At 55.1% G+C, this 18,226-nt stretch carries 17 protein-coding genes, 1 tRNA gene and 1 pseudogene; 8 read left to right on the plus strand and 11 right to left on the minus strand.

The features are described from left to right. Positions 1-29 precede the first annotated feature (29 nt). Complete coding sequence (locus tag D6851_RS13220; RefSeq protein WP_120325341.1) at positions 30-335, plus strand: antibiotic biosynthesis monooxygenase family protein; 306 nt, start codon at positions 30-32, stop codon at positions 333-335. 54 nt (positions 336-389) lie between these two features. On the opposite strand, the gene D6851_RS13225 is transcribed toward D6851_RS13220, so the two are convergent. Continuing rightward, complete coding sequence (locus D6851_RS13225) at positions 390-1,295, minus strand: LysR family transcriptional regulator (RefSeq protein ID WP_120325342.1); 906 nt, start codon at positions 1,293-1,295, stop codon at positions 390-392. Between the two features lie 89 nt (positions 1,296-1,384). Here D6851_RS13225 and D6851_RS13230 point away from each other — a divergent pair, with 89 nt between their 5' ends. The 3 genes from D6851_RS13230 to D6851_RS13240 all read left to right on the plus strand — a co-directional run bounded on the left by D6851_RS13230 (position 1,385) and on the right by D6851_RS13240 (position 3,531). Beyond that, a complete protein-coding gene (locus D6851_RS13230) occupies positions 1,385-2,170 on the plus strand; it encodes a DODA-type extradiol aromatic ring-opening family dioxygenase (RefSeq protein WP_120325343.1) in 786 nt (261 codons plus the stop codon). Between the two features lie 24 nt (positions 2,171-2,194). Next, positions 2,195-3,040, plus strand: a complete 846-nt coding sequence (locus D6851_RS13235) for an SDR family oxidoreductase (protein ID WP_120325344.1) — start codon at positions 2,195-2,197, stop codon at positions 3,038-3,040. A gap of 65 nt (positions 3,041-3,105) precedes the next feature. Next, positions 3,106-3,531: a DoxX family protein gene (locus D6851_RS13240; protein WP_210210353.1), complete on the plus strand. Its 426-nt coding sequence runs from the start codon at positions 3,106-3,108 to the stop codon at positions 3,529-3,531. A gap of 170 nt (positions 3,532-3,701) precedes the next feature. On the opposite strand, the gene wrbA is transcribed toward D6851_RS13240, so the two are convergent. Next, positions 3,702-4,304 (minus strand): NAD(P)H:quinone oxidoreductase, encoded by a 603-nt coding sequence (gene wrbA, locus D6851_RS13245; protein ID WP_120325346.1) that lies wholly within the window; start codon positions 4,302-4,304, stop codon positions 3,702-3,704. 50 nt (positions 4,305-4,354) lie between these two features. Next, positions 4,355-5,185, minus strand: a complete 831-nt coding sequence (locus tag D6851_RS13250; RefSeq protein WP_120325347.1) for a DUF1932 domain-containing protein — start codon at positions 5,183-5,185, stop codon at positions 4,355-4,357. A 115-nt stretch (positions 5,186-5,300) separates the two neighbouring features. On the opposite strand from D6851_RS13250, the gene D6851_RS17800 reads away from it, so the two are divergent. After that, complete coding sequence (locus tag D6851_RS17800; protein WP_183030094.1) at positions 5,301-5,438, plus strand: hypothetical protein; 138 nt, start codon at positions 5,301-5,303, stop codon at positions 5,436-5,438. Positions 5,439-5,587: 149 nt separating this feature from the next. Further along, positions 5,588-7,384: a sensor domain-containing diguanylate cyclase gene (locus D6851_RS13255; protein ID WP_238474100.1), complete on the plus strand. Its 1,797-nt coding sequence runs from the start codon at positions 5,588-5,590 to the stop codon at positions 7,382-7,384. 161 nt (positions 7,385-7,545) lie between these two features. Here the strand turns inward: D6851_RS13255 and D6851_RS13260 are convergent. From D6851_RS13260 to infA, 5 genes are all read right to left on the minus strand, one after another. Continuing rightward, positions 7,546-7,621, minus strand: a tRNA-Phe gene (locus tag D6851_RS13260). 84 nt (positions 7,622-7,705) lie between these two features. Next, entirely contained in the window at positions 7,706-7,879 is a 174-nt protein-coding gene (gene yacG / locus D6851_RS13265; protein WP_120325349.1) for a DNA gyrase inhibitor YacG, read from the minus strand. Beyond that, entirely contained in the window at positions 7,876-8,844 is a 969-nt protein-coding gene (locus D6851_RS13270; protein ID WP_120325350.1) for a ribonuclease E/G, read from the minus strand. The genes yacG and D6851_RS13270 overlap by 4 nt, the downstream gene beginning before the upstream one ends. Positions 8,845-8,851: 7 nt before the next feature. Further along, complete coding sequence (locus D6851_RS13275; protein WP_238474095.1) at positions 8,852-9,445, minus strand: Maf family protein; 594 nt, start codon at positions 9,443-9,445, stop codon at positions 8,852-8,854. Between the two features lie 32 nt (positions 9,446-9,477). After that, complete coding sequence (infA, locus tag D6851_RS13280; protein ID WP_120325352.1) at positions 9,478-9,726, minus strand: translation initiation factor IF-1; 249 nt, start codon at positions 9,724-9,726, stop codon at positions 9,478-9,480. A gap of 258 nt (positions 9,727-9,984) precedes the next feature. Here infA and D6851_RS13285 point away from each other — a divergent pair, with 258 nt between their 5' ends. Then, on the plus strand, positions 9,985-12,570 hold the full coding sequence (locus D6851_RS13285; protein WP_183030096.1) for a TonB-dependent receptor plug domain-containing protein: 2,586 nt from the start codon (positions 9,985-9,987) through the stop codon (positions 12,568-12,570). A 66-nt stretch (positions 12,571-12,636) separates the two neighbouring features. Next, positions 12,637-14,589 (plus strand): excinuclease ABC subunit UvrC, encoded by a 1,953-nt coding sequence (gene uvrC, locus D6851_RS13290; RefSeq protein ID WP_120325354.1) that lies wholly within the window; start codon positions 12,637-12,639, stop codon positions 14,587-14,589. A 37-nt stretch (positions 14,590-14,626) separates the two neighbouring features. Here uvrC and D6851_RS13295 read toward each other — a convergent pair whose 3' ends face one another. The 3 genes and pseudogenes from D6851_RS13295 to D6851_RS13305 all read right to left on the minus strand — a co-directional run. After that, the gene (locus tag D6851_RS13295; protein WP_120325394.1) at positions 14,627-15,544 is read right to left on the minus strand and encodes an acyl-CoA thioesterase; all 918 of its coding nucleotides are present in this window, start codon (positions 15,542-15,544) and stop codon (positions 14,627-14,629) included. A gap of 205 nt (positions 15,545-15,749) precedes the next feature. After that, positions 15,750-17,897: a sodium-translocating pyrophosphatase gene (locus tag D6851_RS13300; protein WP_120325355.1), complete on the minus strand. Its 2,148-nt coding sequence runs from the start codon at positions 17,895-17,897 to the stop codon at positions 15,750-15,752. A gap of 221 nt (positions 17,898-18,118) precedes the next feature. Further along, positions 18,119-18,226: pseudogene (locus D6851_RS13305) on the minus strand (IS5 family transposase); the annotation flags it as partial.

Raw genomic sequence — 18,226 nt, forward strand, 5'->3', positions numbered from 1 at the left:
CCGGTTGCAAGTGAAGAGGAGCGACGATTGTGTATGTGAATGTTTTTCGCAATTTCAAGCGCCCCGATATGGACGCTGAAGCCTATGCTGCCGACGCTGCCCGCATGGAAGAACTGGCGCGGCAGCAACCGGGATTTATCGATTTCCGACGGTACGCATCGGCCGACGGGGAAGCGTTATCGCTTTCGGAATGGGAGACCGAGGAGGACGCTCGGGCCTGGGCCGGCCATGTCGAACATGCTGCGGTTCAGGCCCGGGCCCGGTCGGCATATTATGAAAGCTATGTGATCTATTCCTGTAAAGATCCGCAGATTCGCCGCTTCCCTGTAAAATAGCGCCTCGCCCCGCGATGCCGACGGCAGAATCGTGATCGGAGGCGCTTCGGGTGCTCACCAGTCATGGGCCAGAGGCGGCACCCGGTCATACAGAAAATCGAGCCATGCGCGGATTTTCGCCGACAGGCCGCGGCGTGAATGAGTCACCGCATAGACCGAGCCGAGATCCATATATTCGGCGTCCAGCAAAACTTCTACAAGCTCGCCCCGGTTGATCGCTTCGGCGGCGATGAAGCGCGGCCCGTAAACCAGCCCCTGCCCCGCTGTTGCCGCGCGGATCAGCGCTTCTCCATTATTGGCATGCAGCGATCCGCGAACCGTCACCTGACGCGCACCGTCTTTGCCGAAACCCCAGGCGGAGCCGGTTGGTGTGCTCAGCGTATAGCAGAGGCAATCGTGATCCTTCAGATCCTCTATTGTATCGGGCGTGCCGCGTTCGGCGAGATAAGCGGGAGACGCGCAAATCGCCAGCCGCATCGGTGCCAGGCTCCGCGCCATCAGGCTGCTGTCGCTCAACCGGCCGATGCGGATGGCCGTATCCCATCGCTCTTCCAGCAGATCGACATAGCGATCGTCGAGGCCCAGTTCGATCGTGACGCCGGGATTGAGGCGATGAAACTCCGCCGCCAGCGGGGCGATATGCATCACACCGAATGTGGCCGGTGCGCTCACCCGTAACAGCCCCTGCACCGTGCGGGACTGCGCCGAGGCTTCGGCATCGGCTTCCGCAATTTCGGCCAGTACGTGCTCGGCCCGGTCCAGATAAACCTGCCCTGCATCGGTCAGCGCCAGACGGCGCGTAGTGCGGTTGACCAGCCTTGTGCCCAGCCTTTCCTCCAGCGCGTCGAGATGCCGTGCCGCCATACTGGGCGAGATGCCCATGGCGCGCCCGGCGGCTGACAGACCGCCCAGCCTGACCGCTCGCACGAATACTTCCATGCCGGTGAGCCGATCCGCCATTTAATACTCCTGGTTGAAGGTCATTGCATTAAATCGCGTATTATCACGCGCTGCGCCAAGGTCCATATGGCTTCCCGAAAGGAAATATCATGCAGCAACCCAGTGTCTTCATTCCCCATGGCGGCGGTCCCTGCTTCTTCATGGACGATCCGCAAGATGTGTGGGGCGGAATGGCCGCATTTTTGCGTGCTCTGCCTGAAAGTTTGCCTGAGAAGCCACGCGCCATGCTGATCGTTTCGGGCCATTGGGAAACCGATGGCTTTGCCCTGACGGGGGCTGCGCAGCCATCTCTGATCTATGATTACTATAATTTTCCAGCGCATACTTATCGTCTGCGCTACGATGCGCCGGGCGCGCCCGAGCTGGCTGCGCAGGCCGCGACATTGCTGCGCGATGCCGGATTGGCTGCTCTTGTGGATCCGGAAAGGGGGCTCGACCATGGCGTGTTCGTGCCGCTCAAAGTGGCCTTGCCCGATGCCGATATTCCGGTGGTGGAAATGTCTGTGGAGCGCAATCTCGATCCTGCGCTGCATATCGCTGCCGGGCGTGCGCTCTCGGTGCTGCGCGAAGACGGTGTGCTGATCCTGGGATCGGGCATGAGCTTTCACAATATGCGCGGCTACGGCGATCCGCGTTTTACGCAGCCCAGCGAGGCATTCGATAGCTGGCTGACGGCGGCGCTCGCCCGGCCGGGGCCGGAGCGGGCAGAAGCGCTTGCAAGCTGGGAAGATGCGCCCGCCGCTCGCCTGTCTCATCCGCGTGCCGAACATTTGCTGCCTTTGATGGTGGCCGCAGGCGCGGCCGAAGGGGCAGGGCAGCGTGTCTATTCGCAGGAAGTTCTCAACACCAGAATTTCCGGTTTCCGTTTCGACTGAATGTGCAAGTAAGGAGTAAATATTATGACCATTGCCATCACAGGTGCCACTGGCCAGCTCGGTCGTCTCGTTATCGACCGGCTGAAGGCGCAGATACCGGCGGAGCGTATCGTCGCACTCGTTCGTTCGCCCGAAAAGGCCGGCGATCTGGGTGTTGCCGCCAAAGCTTTCGATTATTCGCAACCCGACCAGCTCGCCCCCGCCCTTGAAGGGGTGGATACATTGCTGCTCATTTCATCGAGCGAGGTAGGGCAGCGCGCTGTGCAGCATCGCAATGTGATCGAGGCAGCGCAGCAGGCGAAAACCGGCCGGATCGTCTATACCAGCCTGCTCCATGCAGACCGTTCCACACTCGATCTGGCGGTTGAACATCGCGAAACCGAAGCGGCTCTGGCGGCCTCGGGCTTGCCTGTCACCATCCTGCGCAATGGCTGGTATACGGAGAATTATACTGGTTCGATCCCTGCCGCGCTGGCGGGCGGGGCACTGATCGGCAGTGCAGGCGATGGCCGCATTGCCTCGGCGGCGCGGGCCGATTACGCCGAGGCTGCCGTTGCCGCCTTGCTCAGTGAGGATCATGCAGGCCGCACTTACGAACTGGCAGGGGATACTGCCTGGACGCTTGCCGATCTCGCCGCTGAAATCTCGCGTCAGACGGGCCGCGATATCGGTTACACCGATCTCCCGGCAGCCGATTATGCAGCCGCTCTGACAGAAGCCGGTTTGCCCGAAGAACTGGCGCAGGCGATTGCCGGCTGGGATGTTGCCGCATCCGAAGGGGCGCTGTTCGACGACAGCCGCCAGCTTTCCGCTCTGATCGGCCATGCGACAACGCCGCTTGCCCGATCCGTGGAAACCGCTCTGGCCTGAAGGCCCGGCGCCGGGCGCGCATTTTATCTCATGCGTTCCCGGCATCATATCGAAGGATAAAGATCATGACTATCTGGACGCCCCGTTTCCTCAGCGTGCTGCGTATCGTCGCCGCTTTGCTGTTTCTCGAACACGGGCTGATGAAGCTGTTTCATTTCCCGATCGCGCAGCCCGGTGTGCCCGATCCTTTGCCGCCGATGCTCATGACGGCGGGGACGATTGAGCTGGTGCTCGGCACGTTGCTGATTCTCGGACTGTTCACCCGCGTTGCGGCCTTTCTGGCCTCGGGCGAAATGGCAGCAGCCTATTTTCTCGGCCATTTGCCTTATGGTTTCTGGCCGGGCGTGAATGGCGGAGGCGAAGCCATTCTCTACTGCTTCCTGTTCTTCTATATTTTTCTGGCCGGGGCAGGTCCGTTGAGCATCGATGCTCTGCGTACCGTTTCTTCGGAATCGTTCGGAAAGCAGAACGGGTCCGGCCCGGATCAGTGAAGCCGGTGTTTGCCGGCCGGTCCGCCGGAGCGTGCGCTCATCGGTAAACGGCGGTTATTAAGACCGGCTTGCGAGGGAGAGCCGCCTTTCGGCTCATCCGAATCGCCGCCATTGTTCAAAACCGTGACGGGCCTGCCGATGTGCCAGGCCCGTCACATTGTTACGACGGATCAGTCCGCGAGTTTGGCGGCGGTTCTCGCCACACGCGCGCCGAGATATTTGGCACCGTCGATTTCGCTATGGCTCGGTATGCGCGAACCGTCCATCCCGGCGATGGTAGTGGCGCCGTAAGGTGCGCCGCCTTTGACTTCGTCCACCCCGTTCTGCCCGGTGAAGCCGTAATCCAGCCCGACCACGGTCATGCCCATATGGAAGAGGTTGGTGATGGTTGAAAACAGGGTCACTTCCTGCCCGCCATGCTGGGTGTTGGAAGAGGTGAACGCCGCGCCGACCTTGCCGATCAATGCGCCCGATGCGTAAAGCCCGCCGCACGTATCCCAGAAGCTCGCCATCTGGCTGCACATCCGGCCGAAGCGGGTGGGGGAGCCGACGATGATGCCGTCATATTCGGGCAGTGCATTGGGGCCGTCCACTTCCGGATGCTCTTCATTCCTCTGAAAACCGGCTGCCTTTACGACTTCGGGTGGAGCGGTTTCCGGCACGCAGCGAATATCGGCTTCATGCCCGGCTTCGCGAACGCCTTCGGCAATGGCGTCGGCCATCTTCGCGATATGGCCATAGGAGGAGTAATAAAGAACTAGAATGCGAGCCATGAAATCGATCCCTTCAGTTGCGCATAGGTAACGAACCGCTTTTTGCGGCCTTATTCAAGAAGCGCTTTTAAGGCGGCAAGTTCCTCGCCTTTTTCATGCGCTTTCGAACGATCGGTGAAGAATTCGGCCAGGCCGCGCCAGATCGTTGCCGCTGCCGGATCGTCTTCGGACAGGAACTGGCTGATTTCGCTCATTTCTCCATCCCAGCGATAGGCCTTGGGATACATTTGCGGAATTGTCCGGCGCGAATTTTCCAGCAGATGCTTTTGTGAAATTTCGAATTCGGCGCGCAGATCGTCGCCCGCGCCATGCCGCTGCGCCGCGAGCAACAGTGCCGCGGTGAGGCCGATAATGCCCTTATTGATCCCGCCATAACACATTTTGAGTGCGCTCGCTGCACCGACGGGGCCGGAAAGAATACGCGTATCCACCCCATGATCGTTCAGAACGGCCAGTGCCTTTGCCTGCGGCCCGGAAATATAGAGGCGCGGACCGTCATGTTCGGGGGAAGGGGGCGCACCGATAATCCCGCCATCGACCATGGTGCCGCCAAGCTTGGCCACGCGCGCAGCAAGAGTTTTGGCGGTTTCAGGGGCAATGGCATTGGCATCGCAAAAAAGCGGTGCCTTTCCGGTCTCGAAAAGAGGCGCGAGACGGTCCACCACGGCACCGGCCTGAACCGGCGGAACGATGGAAAGGATCAGATCGGCTTCGGCCAGCTTTTCGATGGAGACATTCTCCATGCCGCTATCGGTCGCGCGTTGGCGGCTGGTGTCGCTCCGTCCGCCGAGATCGGTCAGCACCCGGCAGCCGCGTTCCGTCAGCCTGCCGCCAATGCCCGCGCCCATCGCTCCGGCACCGATAATTGCGATCGTTGTCATGCTATCCTCTCATTCCACCGTTTCTCCAACAATGTGGCGGGAGGGCAGGTGATTTCAATCGGCAAACTTGTGTGAACGTTTCGCAAGTGCTGGCAGGCGCCTGCTTGCGTGCTTTATGGCCCTGTTAAACGTCGTTCTGGCCCTGTTCGGTTCCGCTCTGCGCCCCTTCACCGGACAATTTTTGGCCGGTTTGGCGAAGCCTGAAGGCGGATCGCCTGCTTTCGGCATCGTTCACCGAGGAAAGGATGGCTGAACATTTCATATGAAAAACAGGAAATCATATCATTATATTTTATAAATGTATAATATAATTTTTTAAAAAAGATTGGAGTGATGCCCCTCTTATCAAAATATTAAGCATTATTATCATACGGCTGCGCTATGGTGCGCATTTTGAGAAAGATGCTGCGGATAGCAGCATGGCCAGTTGTGGCAGGCTTCGCTTATTATGTTCTCGCATTCGTTTCCTTACATTTTGCCCGTGGCGATGAAGGCATCGTAACAGTCTGGCCGGCAAGCGGCCTGTTCGTTGCCGCTCTGCTTCTGGCACGTGAAAAAGTCCTTCGTTTTTCGATAGTTGGTGCGATTTCTATCGCAAGCACCGTCAGCAATATGTCAGCGGGGACGCCGCTTGACGCTGCTCTCGGTTTTACGATCTGCAACCTGTCCGAAGCGCTTCTGGTCAGCTGGCTCATATTTCATGGAAGGCGCAGGCCGTTTTCCTTTAACGATATTTCCGATGTCGGACGGTTCGCTCTGGCCTCTGTAACAGGGGCACTGTGGAGCGCCTGCTTTGTGGCGCTGATATTAAGAGACTGGAATATAGGCTTTTTTGTATCATGGTTCACCACCGTTACGCTGGGAATTATGATCGTCACCCCGGTTGTGGTCCTCGTGGCAAGATCGGCCACAGCGCGGAATCTCAAGATAACGACTGAGCAATTTGTGCGAGCAGTTTGCTATCTCCTGCTCGTTCTTGCAGTGAGTTGCGCTGTTTTCCTGCAAAGCCGTTTTCCACTCCTGTTCGTGCCACTTTTTACAGTGCTTATAGCCACTTACCGGTTAGGGGCGCTGGGAGCGGCCACCAGCGTCTGCATTATCGCAGCGGTCGGATCTGTCGCCACTGCATTGGGGCTGGGCCCTATTCATCTCATCGATGGAAATTATGAAACCGCGGTTCTGTTCTTCCAGTTTTATCTGCTGACATTGCTGGCTTCGGCTCTCCCATTGTCCGCTTCGCTGGCTCAGCGACAACGGATGTTAGCTGGAATCCAGCGCAGCCACAGCTTGTTACGTATGGCAGAAAGGACGGCAGATCTGGGGCACTGGCATCTCAATTTCGCCACCAACGAGCTGTTCTGGTCAAGCCAGGTCTATGCCATTCATGGCCAGACAGAAGATACATACAGGCCGGAACTGGAAACCGCGCTTGATTTGTATCACCCTGATGATCGGGAAGAGATTTCGGGGCGGGTGAACAGCTCCTTTGCAAAAGGCGAATCTTTTGATTTCGACGCCCGGATCGTGCGACCTGACGGAGAAGTCCGGCATATCAATACACGTGGCGAAGCAGAAACCGATGAAACTGGCCATGTCATCGGTATGTTCGGGGTGTTTCAGGACATTACCCACCGGGTGGAAACGCTGCGCGAACTGGACGATGAACGGCGCAGAGCTACTGAAGAAGCGCAACAGGCGCGTCTTCTATCGGAAACCGATCAGCTGACCGGAATTGGAAACCGACGCAAGGCGATGGCGGTGATTGAAGCCGCCATTGGCGAAGCCAATAGCCATAACACGCCTTTATCCATCGCGATAATGGACATCGATCACTTCAAGTCGATCAATGACCGTTTCGGTCATTCTGCCGGGGATGAGGTGCTGAAACGCATAACGCGGGTATGTTCATGCAGCCTGCGTGAAAAAGACTTTATCGGACGGCTCGGCGGAGAGGAATTTGTGGTTGTTCTTCCCGGAACTTCAGCAAAAGAAGCGCTGACGGTTTGTGAGCGTGTGCGCTGCACTATTGAACAGATTGACTGGAAGCCATTGGTTTTGCCTTCTGTAACAGCCAGTATCGGTGTTGCATCCTGCACCGGGAACTATGATGACAGCGATCACCTGCTGAATGAAGCCGACAAGGCTCTGTATGCCGCCAAACAGGCAGGCAGAAACAGATTAAGCGCTAGAGCAGCCTGAACGCTTCGCGAAGCGGTTGTGGCAGGGAATCTTTTCTGCTGATTTCCACGGCAAGCGCGTTCAGCATCAGACATTGAACATAGAGGAAATCATGACAATGAATGATGATAATAACAGCAATTGCTGTTTGTTTGCGCTCATCAGTCAGAGAAAAAAGAGGATGGTGCCCGGAGGTGGAATCGAACCACCGACACTACGATTTTCAGTCGTATGCTCTACCAACTGAGCTATCCGGGCGCCGCATCATCAGCCGGTCATTTCTTACCGGCCAGCGGTGTGAGCGGCCCTATGACTGCTTGAGGCGATCTTGGCAAGGGGGAATTATGTCTCTTTTGAAATATCGTCATCTGTCGCTGGACGTCCGGGCACGGAATAGCCCTCATTGAACCATTGCGAGAGGTCGCGATCGCGGCATCGCGCAGAGCAGAATGGAGCAAACTCTTCGCTCCTCGGCTTTTTGCAGATCGGGCAGGGACGCGGTTTCTGTGTCGTCATAGGGATACTGACTGCGCGAATCCGGCTTCAATCGCAAGGTGTGAAGATTGCTCGCAGCGAATTTCCCGTCCGGTACGCCGCGCCAGTTCGGTAAGATCGTTGGTAGAGATATGTGCCAGCACAGCAGGATGTGCTGTCAGAAGAATCATTCCGGGGCTTGTGATATATTCCGCCCGCCGCAAGAGCTGGCGAGACAGTAGTCTGTTGCGTTGTCCTTCGGCACGATGCAGCAGAGATGGCCCGGTCATACGGGTAACGATTTGAACGAAGCCAAAACCGTTCATCGCTGTACGTTCATGCAGCCAGCCAGACAATGCAGCTTCGAGCGCCTGATCGACCTCTTTACGCGCAGCCTTTGTTTCAAGCGTGGGAAAATCTATGCCGATCGAGCCCCCGAGATCGAACAGCCGCAATGCTCTTGCAATGGGTTTTACAGCAGCAAGAGCCAGCTCTCTGCCTCTTAATGACCCGTCAATATCGATCAGCGTCATAGCGGGAGTAGGAGAAAGCTGGAGAGCGCCGCCGGGAAAAGCAATTTGGCCTTCGAGTGCTTCGGACACGATCTCTTCCCATCCCTCGGTGGGAAAGGCATGGACCGGTTCTGCCCGTATACCTTCCTTGCGCAATTGCTCTGCGAGATCCGGCGTCTGCGACGCTTTATCCGTTAAGCGGGCATGGGCCAGCTTGCTGCGCCGGGTTTCGCGAATCGCTGCGCGTGTAACTTCGAATCGCATAGTTCGGCCCTCGGAAGCTTCGCGTGGCAGGCGATCAACCAGTGCTTCTTCGCCATTGGCAAAGCGCACTGTTCCGCGTGACGAACCGGTTTGGCGGGCAATCAGTTGTGCATCGGCGATATATCCAGCATAAAGTTCATCCGGCCACAGAAGACGTGTGGCGATAATATGACCTTTCCTGACGTCGATCGCGCGCTGTTCGCCGATGCCACGCTCGACAAACCAGGTCATATTTCGATCAAACCAGCGGAAACCCGGCGGATTTTAGGAGCGCCCGGGTCTCGAAAAGAGGAAGCCCGACCACGCCGGAATGGCTTCCCTGAATCCAGTCGATCAGTCCTTCAGCGCTGCCCTGAATAGCATATCCACCAGCCTTTCCGTGCCATTCTCCCGACTGGATGTAACCGCGAATTTCTTCTTCGGACAGGCGTTTGAACCGAACGTGAGTCTCGCTCATTTTTTCGCGTATCGAGCCATCGGGCGCTTTCATGGCAACAGCGGAATAGACTCTGTGGCGCCTCCCCGAAAGAAGACTCAGGCATTGCCGTGCCGTGGCTTCATCCTCGGCTTTGGGTAAAATGCGTCTGCCGGCAGCCACGACTGTATCCCCGGCCAGAATAAAGGCCTGATCATTTTTGATCGTCTGCGCCTTTTCCAATGCCATGCGCTGGGCGTAATGGCGTGGTATTTCGTTGGCGTGTGGTGTTTCGTCTATATCGGCAGGAATAATTTGCGCGGGCTCAATACCCAGACGAGCAAGCAATTCTCGCCTGCGCGGACTGGCTGAGCCCAGCACAAGTGCTGGACCCGATTGTGTTGAGGTCGCGCTCACCGTCACCTTCGCCTCCATTAAAGAGGGCAGTTTTAGGAGGACGGGCCAGGCCCGCCGCGACCGGGCATAAACCGATAAGTAATGCGGCCTTTGGTCAGGTCATATGGGGTGAGTTCGACAAGAACCTCGTCCCCCACCAGCACGCGAATACGATTCTTGCGCATCTTGCCGGCAGTGTGGCCGAGAATTTCATGGCCGTTTTCAAGCTCTACCCGGAACATCGCATTGGGTAGCAGCTCAACTACCCGGCCGCGCATTTCGAGGAGTTCTTCCTTTGCCATGTGAGTTCAGTTTCCGAAATGTGTTGTGTGCATGGTCGCGCGCCATAGTCCCATAAGAAGCAAAAGGAAAGCCTTGCACGCATTTCAAAGGCACAGGCAGTCCGTTCATCGCAGGTTTAATCGTATACGATTAGTGTGTAGCAAGGTGTTGTGCTTGCGATGCGACATTTTATTACATCCTGAGACTTGCTGTTGAGGAAGTGGAAAGGCATTTCCAGAGCAGGAAGGGGATATGTCGGTTTTCTTAGGGGTATCTCCTTGCGTTTAATTACATATTCAAGCTCCATGACGCTTGCTGTTGCATTGCTGACTTCCGTTCCGGTTTGGGCACAGGACCCAAGTCAGTCAGACGGGGCTGTCGAAGATGCTGATGAAATCGTGGTGGTTGCCGAGAAACTGCGTGGTCAGGTAGATGCGCCACAACCTCCCATTCTTGTCCTTAATGAAGAGGATATTGCAGCCTATGGCACCGGGTCGCTCGCTGAATTGATGGAAGTTCTGGCGCCGCAGACCGGAAGCGGCCGAGGGCGCGGTGGAGGCGGTATGCCCGCTTTTCTGGTCAATGGGATGCGTATTTCCAGCTTTCGTGAAATGCGCAGCTATCCGCCAGAAGCAGTCAAAGCCATAGAAATTCTTCCAGAAGAAGTCGCGCAGCGATACGGCTTTTCCGCCAATCAGCGTGTGGTGAATATTATCCTGAAGGATAATTTCAGCAGTCGCGAAGTTGAGCTTGAATATAGTCAGCCAGGAAAGGGAGGTTATTCTGAACAGGATGTTGAACTGACCTACTTGCGGCTCGATGGTTCTAATCGGCTTAACATCAATAGTGAATTCAACAATACGACCATGCTGACTGAGGCTGAGCGTAACATTGCTCAGGCGGAAACCTCGCTGTCCGATATTGCAACGGATCCTGATCCGGCGGCCTATCGCAGCATTGTGAGCGATAAAACCGATGGTGAAATCACTGCTAACTGGTCAAGCAAACTGGCTGATAATGGTTCATCACTGAGCCTGAACGGTACTTATGAACGGTCTGATAGCAGTAGTTTGCAAGGTCTCAATTCCGTTCGTCTGACCGACCCGGAAGGTATGACGGTGTTGCGCAATTTCGGCGCAGCCGACCCGCTGGAAAATCGCAGTAAAACAGACACATTTTCACTCGGAAGCACGCTCAATGCACCGTTGGGTGAGTGGCAGGTTACTGCAACACTCGATTCGAGTTATGCCAGTTCGCGCACAGAAACTGACCGCGATGCAGATACAAGCGAGCTCGTATCCGCTGCCGCTGCGGGTAGCTTCGATATCTTCGGCGCAATTCCCAGACTGGCCGATGCCGGTTACGAAACGGCACGCACCAAAAACTATTCGGCCAGCAGTTTGGTGACTGCGATGGGAAGCCCGCTCTATCTTCCTGCCGGCGATTTGTCGGTGACGCTCAATGCGGGCTATGGCTGGGATCGTATAGAGAGCGATGACACGCGCAATGTGAACCGTGATATTCAACTCACCCGGGGAGACTTGTCTGCGGGCGTCAATATTGGCGTCCCGATTGCCAGTCGACGCGATGATGTGTGGAATGTCATCGGCGATATTTCACTTAACTTTACCGGAGGCGTAAACCATCTTTCCGACTTTGGTACACTGACCGATTGGAGCGCAGGTGTAACCTGGGGACCAACCGAAACACTGACTTTCACCGCGACCTATATTGGGGAAGATACCGCGCCGACGCTGGCGCAATTGGGTAATCCGGAAATAGTTACCAATAATGTGCAGATTTATGACCTGGTCAATGACGATACAGTTTTGGCACAGGTGATCTCCGGCGGTAATCCGGATTTGCCCAAACAGAGTGCGCGCGACTGGAAATTCGGTTTGCAATGGGATCTGCCGTTCCTTGAACGGTCCAACATCAATATCGAATATTTCCGTAACCGCACCGATGATGTTGTCGCCTCTTTCCCCACCTTGACGCCAGCGATCGAAGCCGCTTTCCCGGAGCGGGTAACGCGAGCAGTTGACGGGACATTATTGGCTATCGATCAGCGACCAATCACTTTCTCAAAGCAAGAGGAAGAGCGGATTGATATCGGTCTCAATCTTTCCGGATCTTTCGGCAAGGCAGAAATCCAGCCGTCTGGAGGAGGCCGACCGGGGGGGGCGAGGGCAGGTGGCGAGAGGCCGGGCACAGCGCCTTCGGGCAATCCCGGAGAAAAGGGTAAGAATAACCGGAGCACTGACGAATCAGCAGCGTCCGACGATGAGCAAAACGGTTCGGTTTCCGCTGATAGCAAGACGAACAATCAACATGCAGAAACCGGTAATAAGCGCCAGACTCGAGGCCCTCGGTTTGGTCCTCCCGGCGGAGGTAAGGGGCGTTGGTTTGTCAATTTGACCAACACTATTGAATTGCAGAATAAAATCTCTGTGAGTGATAACGGGCCTGTCCTTGATTTGCTGGAAGGCGATGCGCTGAGTAGCAGTGGCAATCCGCGCTATAGTGCCAAGTTGCGCGGCGGTATGTTCTATCGCGGTTTTGGTGGTTTTATAAGCGGCAGTTATACAGGTAAATCTCATGTCGATGGAACAAGTTCGGACATCTATTTCAATGATCTCGTGACTTTCGATCTTCGTCTGTTCGTCGATCTCAATCAGCGGAAAACTCTGATTGAGAAGATGCCTGCATTAAAGAACACACGACTATCTTTTAGAGTCGACAATATATTCGATGCTCGTCAGCACATTACAAATGCGGACGGTGAGGTGCCGCTACGCTATCAACCTTATCTGGTTGACCCGACAGGACGTTTTATTGGAATGGAATTGCGCAAACTGTTCTGATTTTTGGGCAATTCCGAAGAGAGGCGGGGGGTGACGAACTTATCGGGAGCGCTTATCTGGAAGGTGATGTCCCGAAAGCCTTCCGCCCCTCTCGATCGAACTAGCGCCGAGCGTTTTCATGAAGAACGTGCCACCTATACAGTACGTTCTTCGCAACCCGATATCGAAACCGGCGTGCAGGCCATTCGCGATGTCGTGAAAGTGCTGAAACCCCATCCGGGGGTTTATCGCATGCTCGATGCGCGCGGCGATGTTCTCTATGTTGGCAAGGCACGTGCGCTCAGGAACCGTGTTGCTAATTATACGCAATTCAATGCGTTGACTAATCGTCTGCAAAGGATGGTTTCGCAAACGCGGGCAATGGAAATCATCACTACTAATAGCGAAGCAGAAGCCTTGTTGCTTGAAGCGCAACTGATCAAGCGGTTCCGCCCGCCTTATAATGTACTGCTACGCGACGATAAGAGCTTTCCCTTTATTCTGTTACGCGCTGAGCATGACTTTCCCCGCCTTATGAAACATCGCGGTGCGCGTCGGGCTAAGGGCAACTACTATGGTCCTTTTGCCAGCGCCGGAAATGTAAACAGCACGATCAATGCGCTGCAAAAACTGTTCCTGCTACGCAGTTGTACGGATAGTTTCTTCGCACGCAGAGACCGGCCATGCCTGCTCTACCAGATTAAGCGTTGCTCGGCGCCTTGTGTGGAGCGGATCGACAAGCAAGGCTATGCCGGTCTGGTGCAGGAGGCGAAAGATTTCTTGGGTGGCAAATCCTCCGCCGTTCAACGCAAGATAGAAGCGCAGATGCAGGAAGCTGCCGAAGAACTTGATTTTGAACGGGCTGCTATGCTGCGCGATCGTTTGCGGGCCGCAACGTTCATTCAGGGAAGTCAGGCTATCAATGCGGAAGGAGTTGGCAACGCCGATGTCTTCGCTATGGCATCCAGAGGTGGGCAGGTCGTAGTGCAGGGGTTCTTCATTCGGGGCGGTCAAAACTGGGGGCACCGTGCTTTCTTCCCGCGTCACACAAAAGATATTGATGAGAGTGAAGTGCTTTCCGGTGTGCTGGCTCAGTTCTACGAGGAAGTTCCTCCACCGCGGACTATTCTCGTCGATCGTGATTTAATGGATCGTGATTTGCTTCAAGATGCTCTTGGATCAAGTGCAGGGCACAAGGTTGAAGTTTCCGTGCCGCAACGAGGAGAGCGTCGTCGCCTGATGGAGCAGGCTGTCCGTAATGCTGCCGAGGCGCTTGAGCGACGTTTGGCTGAAAGCGGCACGCAGTTGAAAATCATGCGGGAGCTGACCGAATTTCTTGAACTCGATGATATTCCTACCCGGATCGAAATTTACGATAACAGCCACATTCAGGGTGCTAAGGCGGTAGGTGCGATGGTGGTTGCCGGCCCCGAAGGTTTTCTCAAGAACCAGTATCGGAAGTTTAATATCAAGAGTGCGCAGTCGAATGACGATTTCGGCATGATGCGTGAAGTTATGCACCGCCGCTTTTCGCGGGCTATGAAGGATGATCCGGATAGAGACCGCACCGATCAGGGAGTAGCGATCTGGCCCGATCTGGTGCTTATTGACGGCGGTAAAGGGCAGATGAGTTCGGTTCGCGAGACACTAGAGGAACTTGGGATCGAGGATGTGCCACTGATCGGTGTGGCTAAAGGACCGCATCATGGTCGTGAGGGCCGAGAAGTGTTCCATTTCCCTGATGGTCGTGAAAAAACTCTGCCAACCAATTCACCTCTTTTGTTCTATCTTCAGCGTCTGCGCGATGAAGCGCATCGCTACGTCATCGGCGCACATCGTGCTAAGCGCAGCCGTGCCATCACTGCATCGCCGCTTGATGAGATTCCTGGCATCGGCCCTTCACGCAAACGTGCTTTGCTGCTGCATTTCGGAACGGCAGGAAAGGTCCGTGCAGCATCGCTTGATGATCTCAAACGCACACCAGGCATCAGCGATGGTGTGGCGCAAGCCATATATGATTTCTATCACATCGGCGACTGAGCCTGCATGATCGAATGGTAGACGATGAGGTAATGGGTCAGCCACGCATATTGATAACGTGAGAACGCGAAGGGCGGATCATTCCTTCCTGCGCAACGCTGGCAACGAGACGTCCGTCCTGAGCAAAGATCTGTCCGCGATTGAAACCGCGGGATAAGCCTGTCCACGGGCTTTCTGTAACGTAGAGCAGCCACTCATCCGCTCGAAATGAATCATGATACCATATGGCATGGTCAAGACTGGCAGCTTTCACTTCGCCTTTATGATAGCTGAGGCCGTGCGGTTGAAGGCTGGTGGAAAGAAGGTTGTAGTCACTTGCATAAGCCAGCACGGCACGATGAATGGAGGGATTATCCGGCAGCTCAGCAACGGTGCGGAACCAGACATGGGCAACTGGCGGTCGTTTTTGCGGATCGAGCCAGTCGCGGGGTTCAACCGACCGAAAATCGATCGGGCGGGGACGTAGCAACACTTCACGCATTGGCCCGCTGACTTGCTCAGCCAGTTCCTTCCGAATGACTGCGTCGGAACGCAGTTCTTCCGGCATGGGGACATTTGGCATTTGCGGCAATTGATGTTCGACACCTTCCTGGGGGGCTTGGAAGGAGACGATAAGGTTAAGAATGGGCTGGCCTTGCTGGCTGGCAACCACTCTGCGGTTGGAAAAGCTTCGTCCGTCAAAATCGCGTTTTACACGGAACTCAACATCCAGATCTGCACTGCCTCCGCGTAGAAAATACGCATGGAGTGAATGGGTGTGCCGGTCATCGGGTACTGTGCGCCGGGCTGCCCCCAGCGCTTGAGCAATAACCTGACCGCCAAACAGACGACCGGAGCCGCCCTTACGGTGTCGGCCTATAAAACGGTCGCCACCACGCGGTTCCAAGTCGAGCAACAGAACCAGCTCGGCAACGAGCTGCTCAGGAATGGGGCCGGAACTGACAGTTTCATTCATGAATAAGTCATTGATGCCGCATTCGGCTTTCGTCAATGGAGACAATGCAATTAGCCTGACATCTTCAGGCCGATTTTCAGCAATTAGTGCAGTGCAGCAATTCTCGATGCGGTGCCAAACCCATTTGGTTGCGTTGCGGGAAAGTGCTGAACTATAAAGTTCCGAAGTGTGCTGTTTTCGCTCTTGATTAGAGTTCGATGAGTTATCAGGCGGCCAAAGCGGATAAAAGCAACAGCGCGACAATATTTGTGATTTTGATCATTGGATTAACCGCTGGACCTGCAGTATCCTTGTAGGGGTCGCCAACGGTGTCTCCGGTCACCGCTGCTTTATGTGCGTCCGATCCCTTTCCGCCATGGTGACCATCCTCAATATATTTCTTGGCATTGTCCCATGCACCACCGCCTGATGTCATGGAAAGTGCAACGAACAATCCACTTAGAATTACACCCAGTAGCAGAGCACCCAATGCCGCAAAGCCGTTATGCTGTCCGGCAATAAAGGTGATCACAAAATAAACCGTTATGGGGGTCAAAACGGGAAGTAGCGAAGGTATAACCATTTCCAGAATAGCTGCTTTGGTTACCAGGTCGACCGTGCGTGCATAATCAGGTTTGGAGGTCCCTGCCATGATGCCGCTATTCTGTGCGAACTGATCGCGAACATCCTTCACAACATTGCCTGCAGCACGACCAACGGCTGTCATTCCCATTGCGCCGAACAGATAAGGAAGCAGCGCACCAAGCAATAAACCCACAACTACATAGGGGTTTTCCAAGCTAAAATCGACGTCCATGCCAGGAAAGAATTCGGCAAGGTCAGTTGTGTAGGCTGCAAAAAGCACCAGAGCAGCGAGCCCGGCAGAACTGATGGCATAGCCCTTGGTTACAGCTTTGGTTGTGTTGCCGACGGCGTCGAGTGCGTCTGTTCGCGCTCGCACAGTTTCGTCCAGTCCGGCCATTTCGGCTATGCCGCCTGCATTATCTGTCACTGGGCCATAGGCGTCGAGCGCCACTACCATTCCGGCAAGAGCCAGCATGGCTGTTGCCGCATAGGCGATGCCTATCAGCCCAGCCAATTGGTGAGAGATAACAATCCCTCCTACTATGACCAGAGTGGGAAGTGCGGTTGCTTCCAGGCTCACAGCGAGCCCCTGAATCACGTTAGTGCCATGGCCCGTTTCCGAGGCTTTGGCTATTGAGCGTACAGGGCGATAGCGGGTGCCAGTGTAATATTCCGTTATCCAAATGATCAGTCCGGTAATGATCAGTCCGGTCAATGTGCAGAAGAAAAGATTCCATCCGGTAAAACCGCTAACCTGCGTTGATAGCCCTTCCTCACTAAGGGTAGCACCTTTGTCGAGATTATGCGCTGTACCGCCAATAGTTGCACTCATGTCTCCAAGAATGAGCTGCATTACGATGAAAATAGCGGGAACGGAAAGTAGAGCGGTAATCAGAAACCCCTTATACATCGCGCCCATAATCGACTCACGCGATCCCAGACGGACAAAGAAAGTGCCAATTATAGAGGTTATGATGCAGGCACCTCCGATAAGCAGCGGCAGAGTCATCATCGCATATAAGCCGTCACCAAGCCCGGTCAGCAGCAGAGCCGTCAGCACCATGGTTGCACCAATTGTCACTACGTAGGTCTCAAACAGGTCGGCAGCCATGCCTGCACAATCGCCGACATTGTCTCCGACATTGTCGGCGATGACAGCCGGATTATGTGGATCGTCTTCCGGAATACCCACTTCCACTTTGCCGACCAGATCGGCCCCGACATCTGCTGCTTTGGTAAAGATGCCGCCGCCAAGTCTGGCGAAAATTGAAATAAGGGAAGCGCCAAAAGCCAGCGCTACAAGTGCTTCCACCACTATCCGGCTATTGGCAGCAAGACCAATGCCCTGAGTGAGAATCAGGAAAATAGTAGCAATAGCCAGTAAGGCTAATCCGGCCACAAGCATTCCCGTAACAGCGCCGGAGCGAAATGCCAGGGTGAGCCCTTGCTGTAGACCTGAACATGCTGCTGCCGTGGTCCGGACATTGGCGCGGACCGAAATGTTCATTCCGATAAATCCTGCAGTGCCTGATAAAATAGCTCCAACAGCAAAGCCAATTGCAGAAATCCATCCAAGGAAAAATAGTAGAGCTGTGGCCACGACAATTCCGACCAATGCAATCGCGCGGTATTGTCGTGTGAGATAGGCTTGTGCTCCTTCTTGTATCGCGGCTGCGATGCGCTGCATATCACCATTGCCGGTATCGCTGCGCAATACGCTAAAGCTAACGAAAACTCCATAAGCCAAAGCTGACAGGCCTAGTAAAATAACTATAATAGAAAGGTTCATTAAGACCTCTCCCCCTGCTGGTCATCTGCCGTTGCGGCATAATGATTGAACGGGGTACGGTTCTTTTCAACCTCTTAGCCCGCCAACTCAATTTCTACCGCGGATATTGAATGCTCGCAAGTAAAAGGCTGAGAGAGCCAACCCTGAATGTTGATACCAGAGCAAATTGTCCGAAAACAGGACTGACAAGAATGTTCGTTCCTAGGCTCAGGACTCATTGATCACAGCCAGTAGCAAACGGTAGCGGCGATGCAGATGGCGGACATGAAGGTGTGGGCGCAACGGTCGTAGCGGGTTGCGACGCGCCTCCAGTCCTTGATCCTGCCGAA

Origin of the sequence: Altericroceibacterium spongiae, from assembly GCF_003610805.1 — a bacterium.
GTDB classification, from domain to species: Bacteria; Pseudomonadota; Alphaproteobacteria; order Sphingomonadales; family Sphingomonadaceae; genus Altericroceibacterium; species Altericroceibacterium spongiae.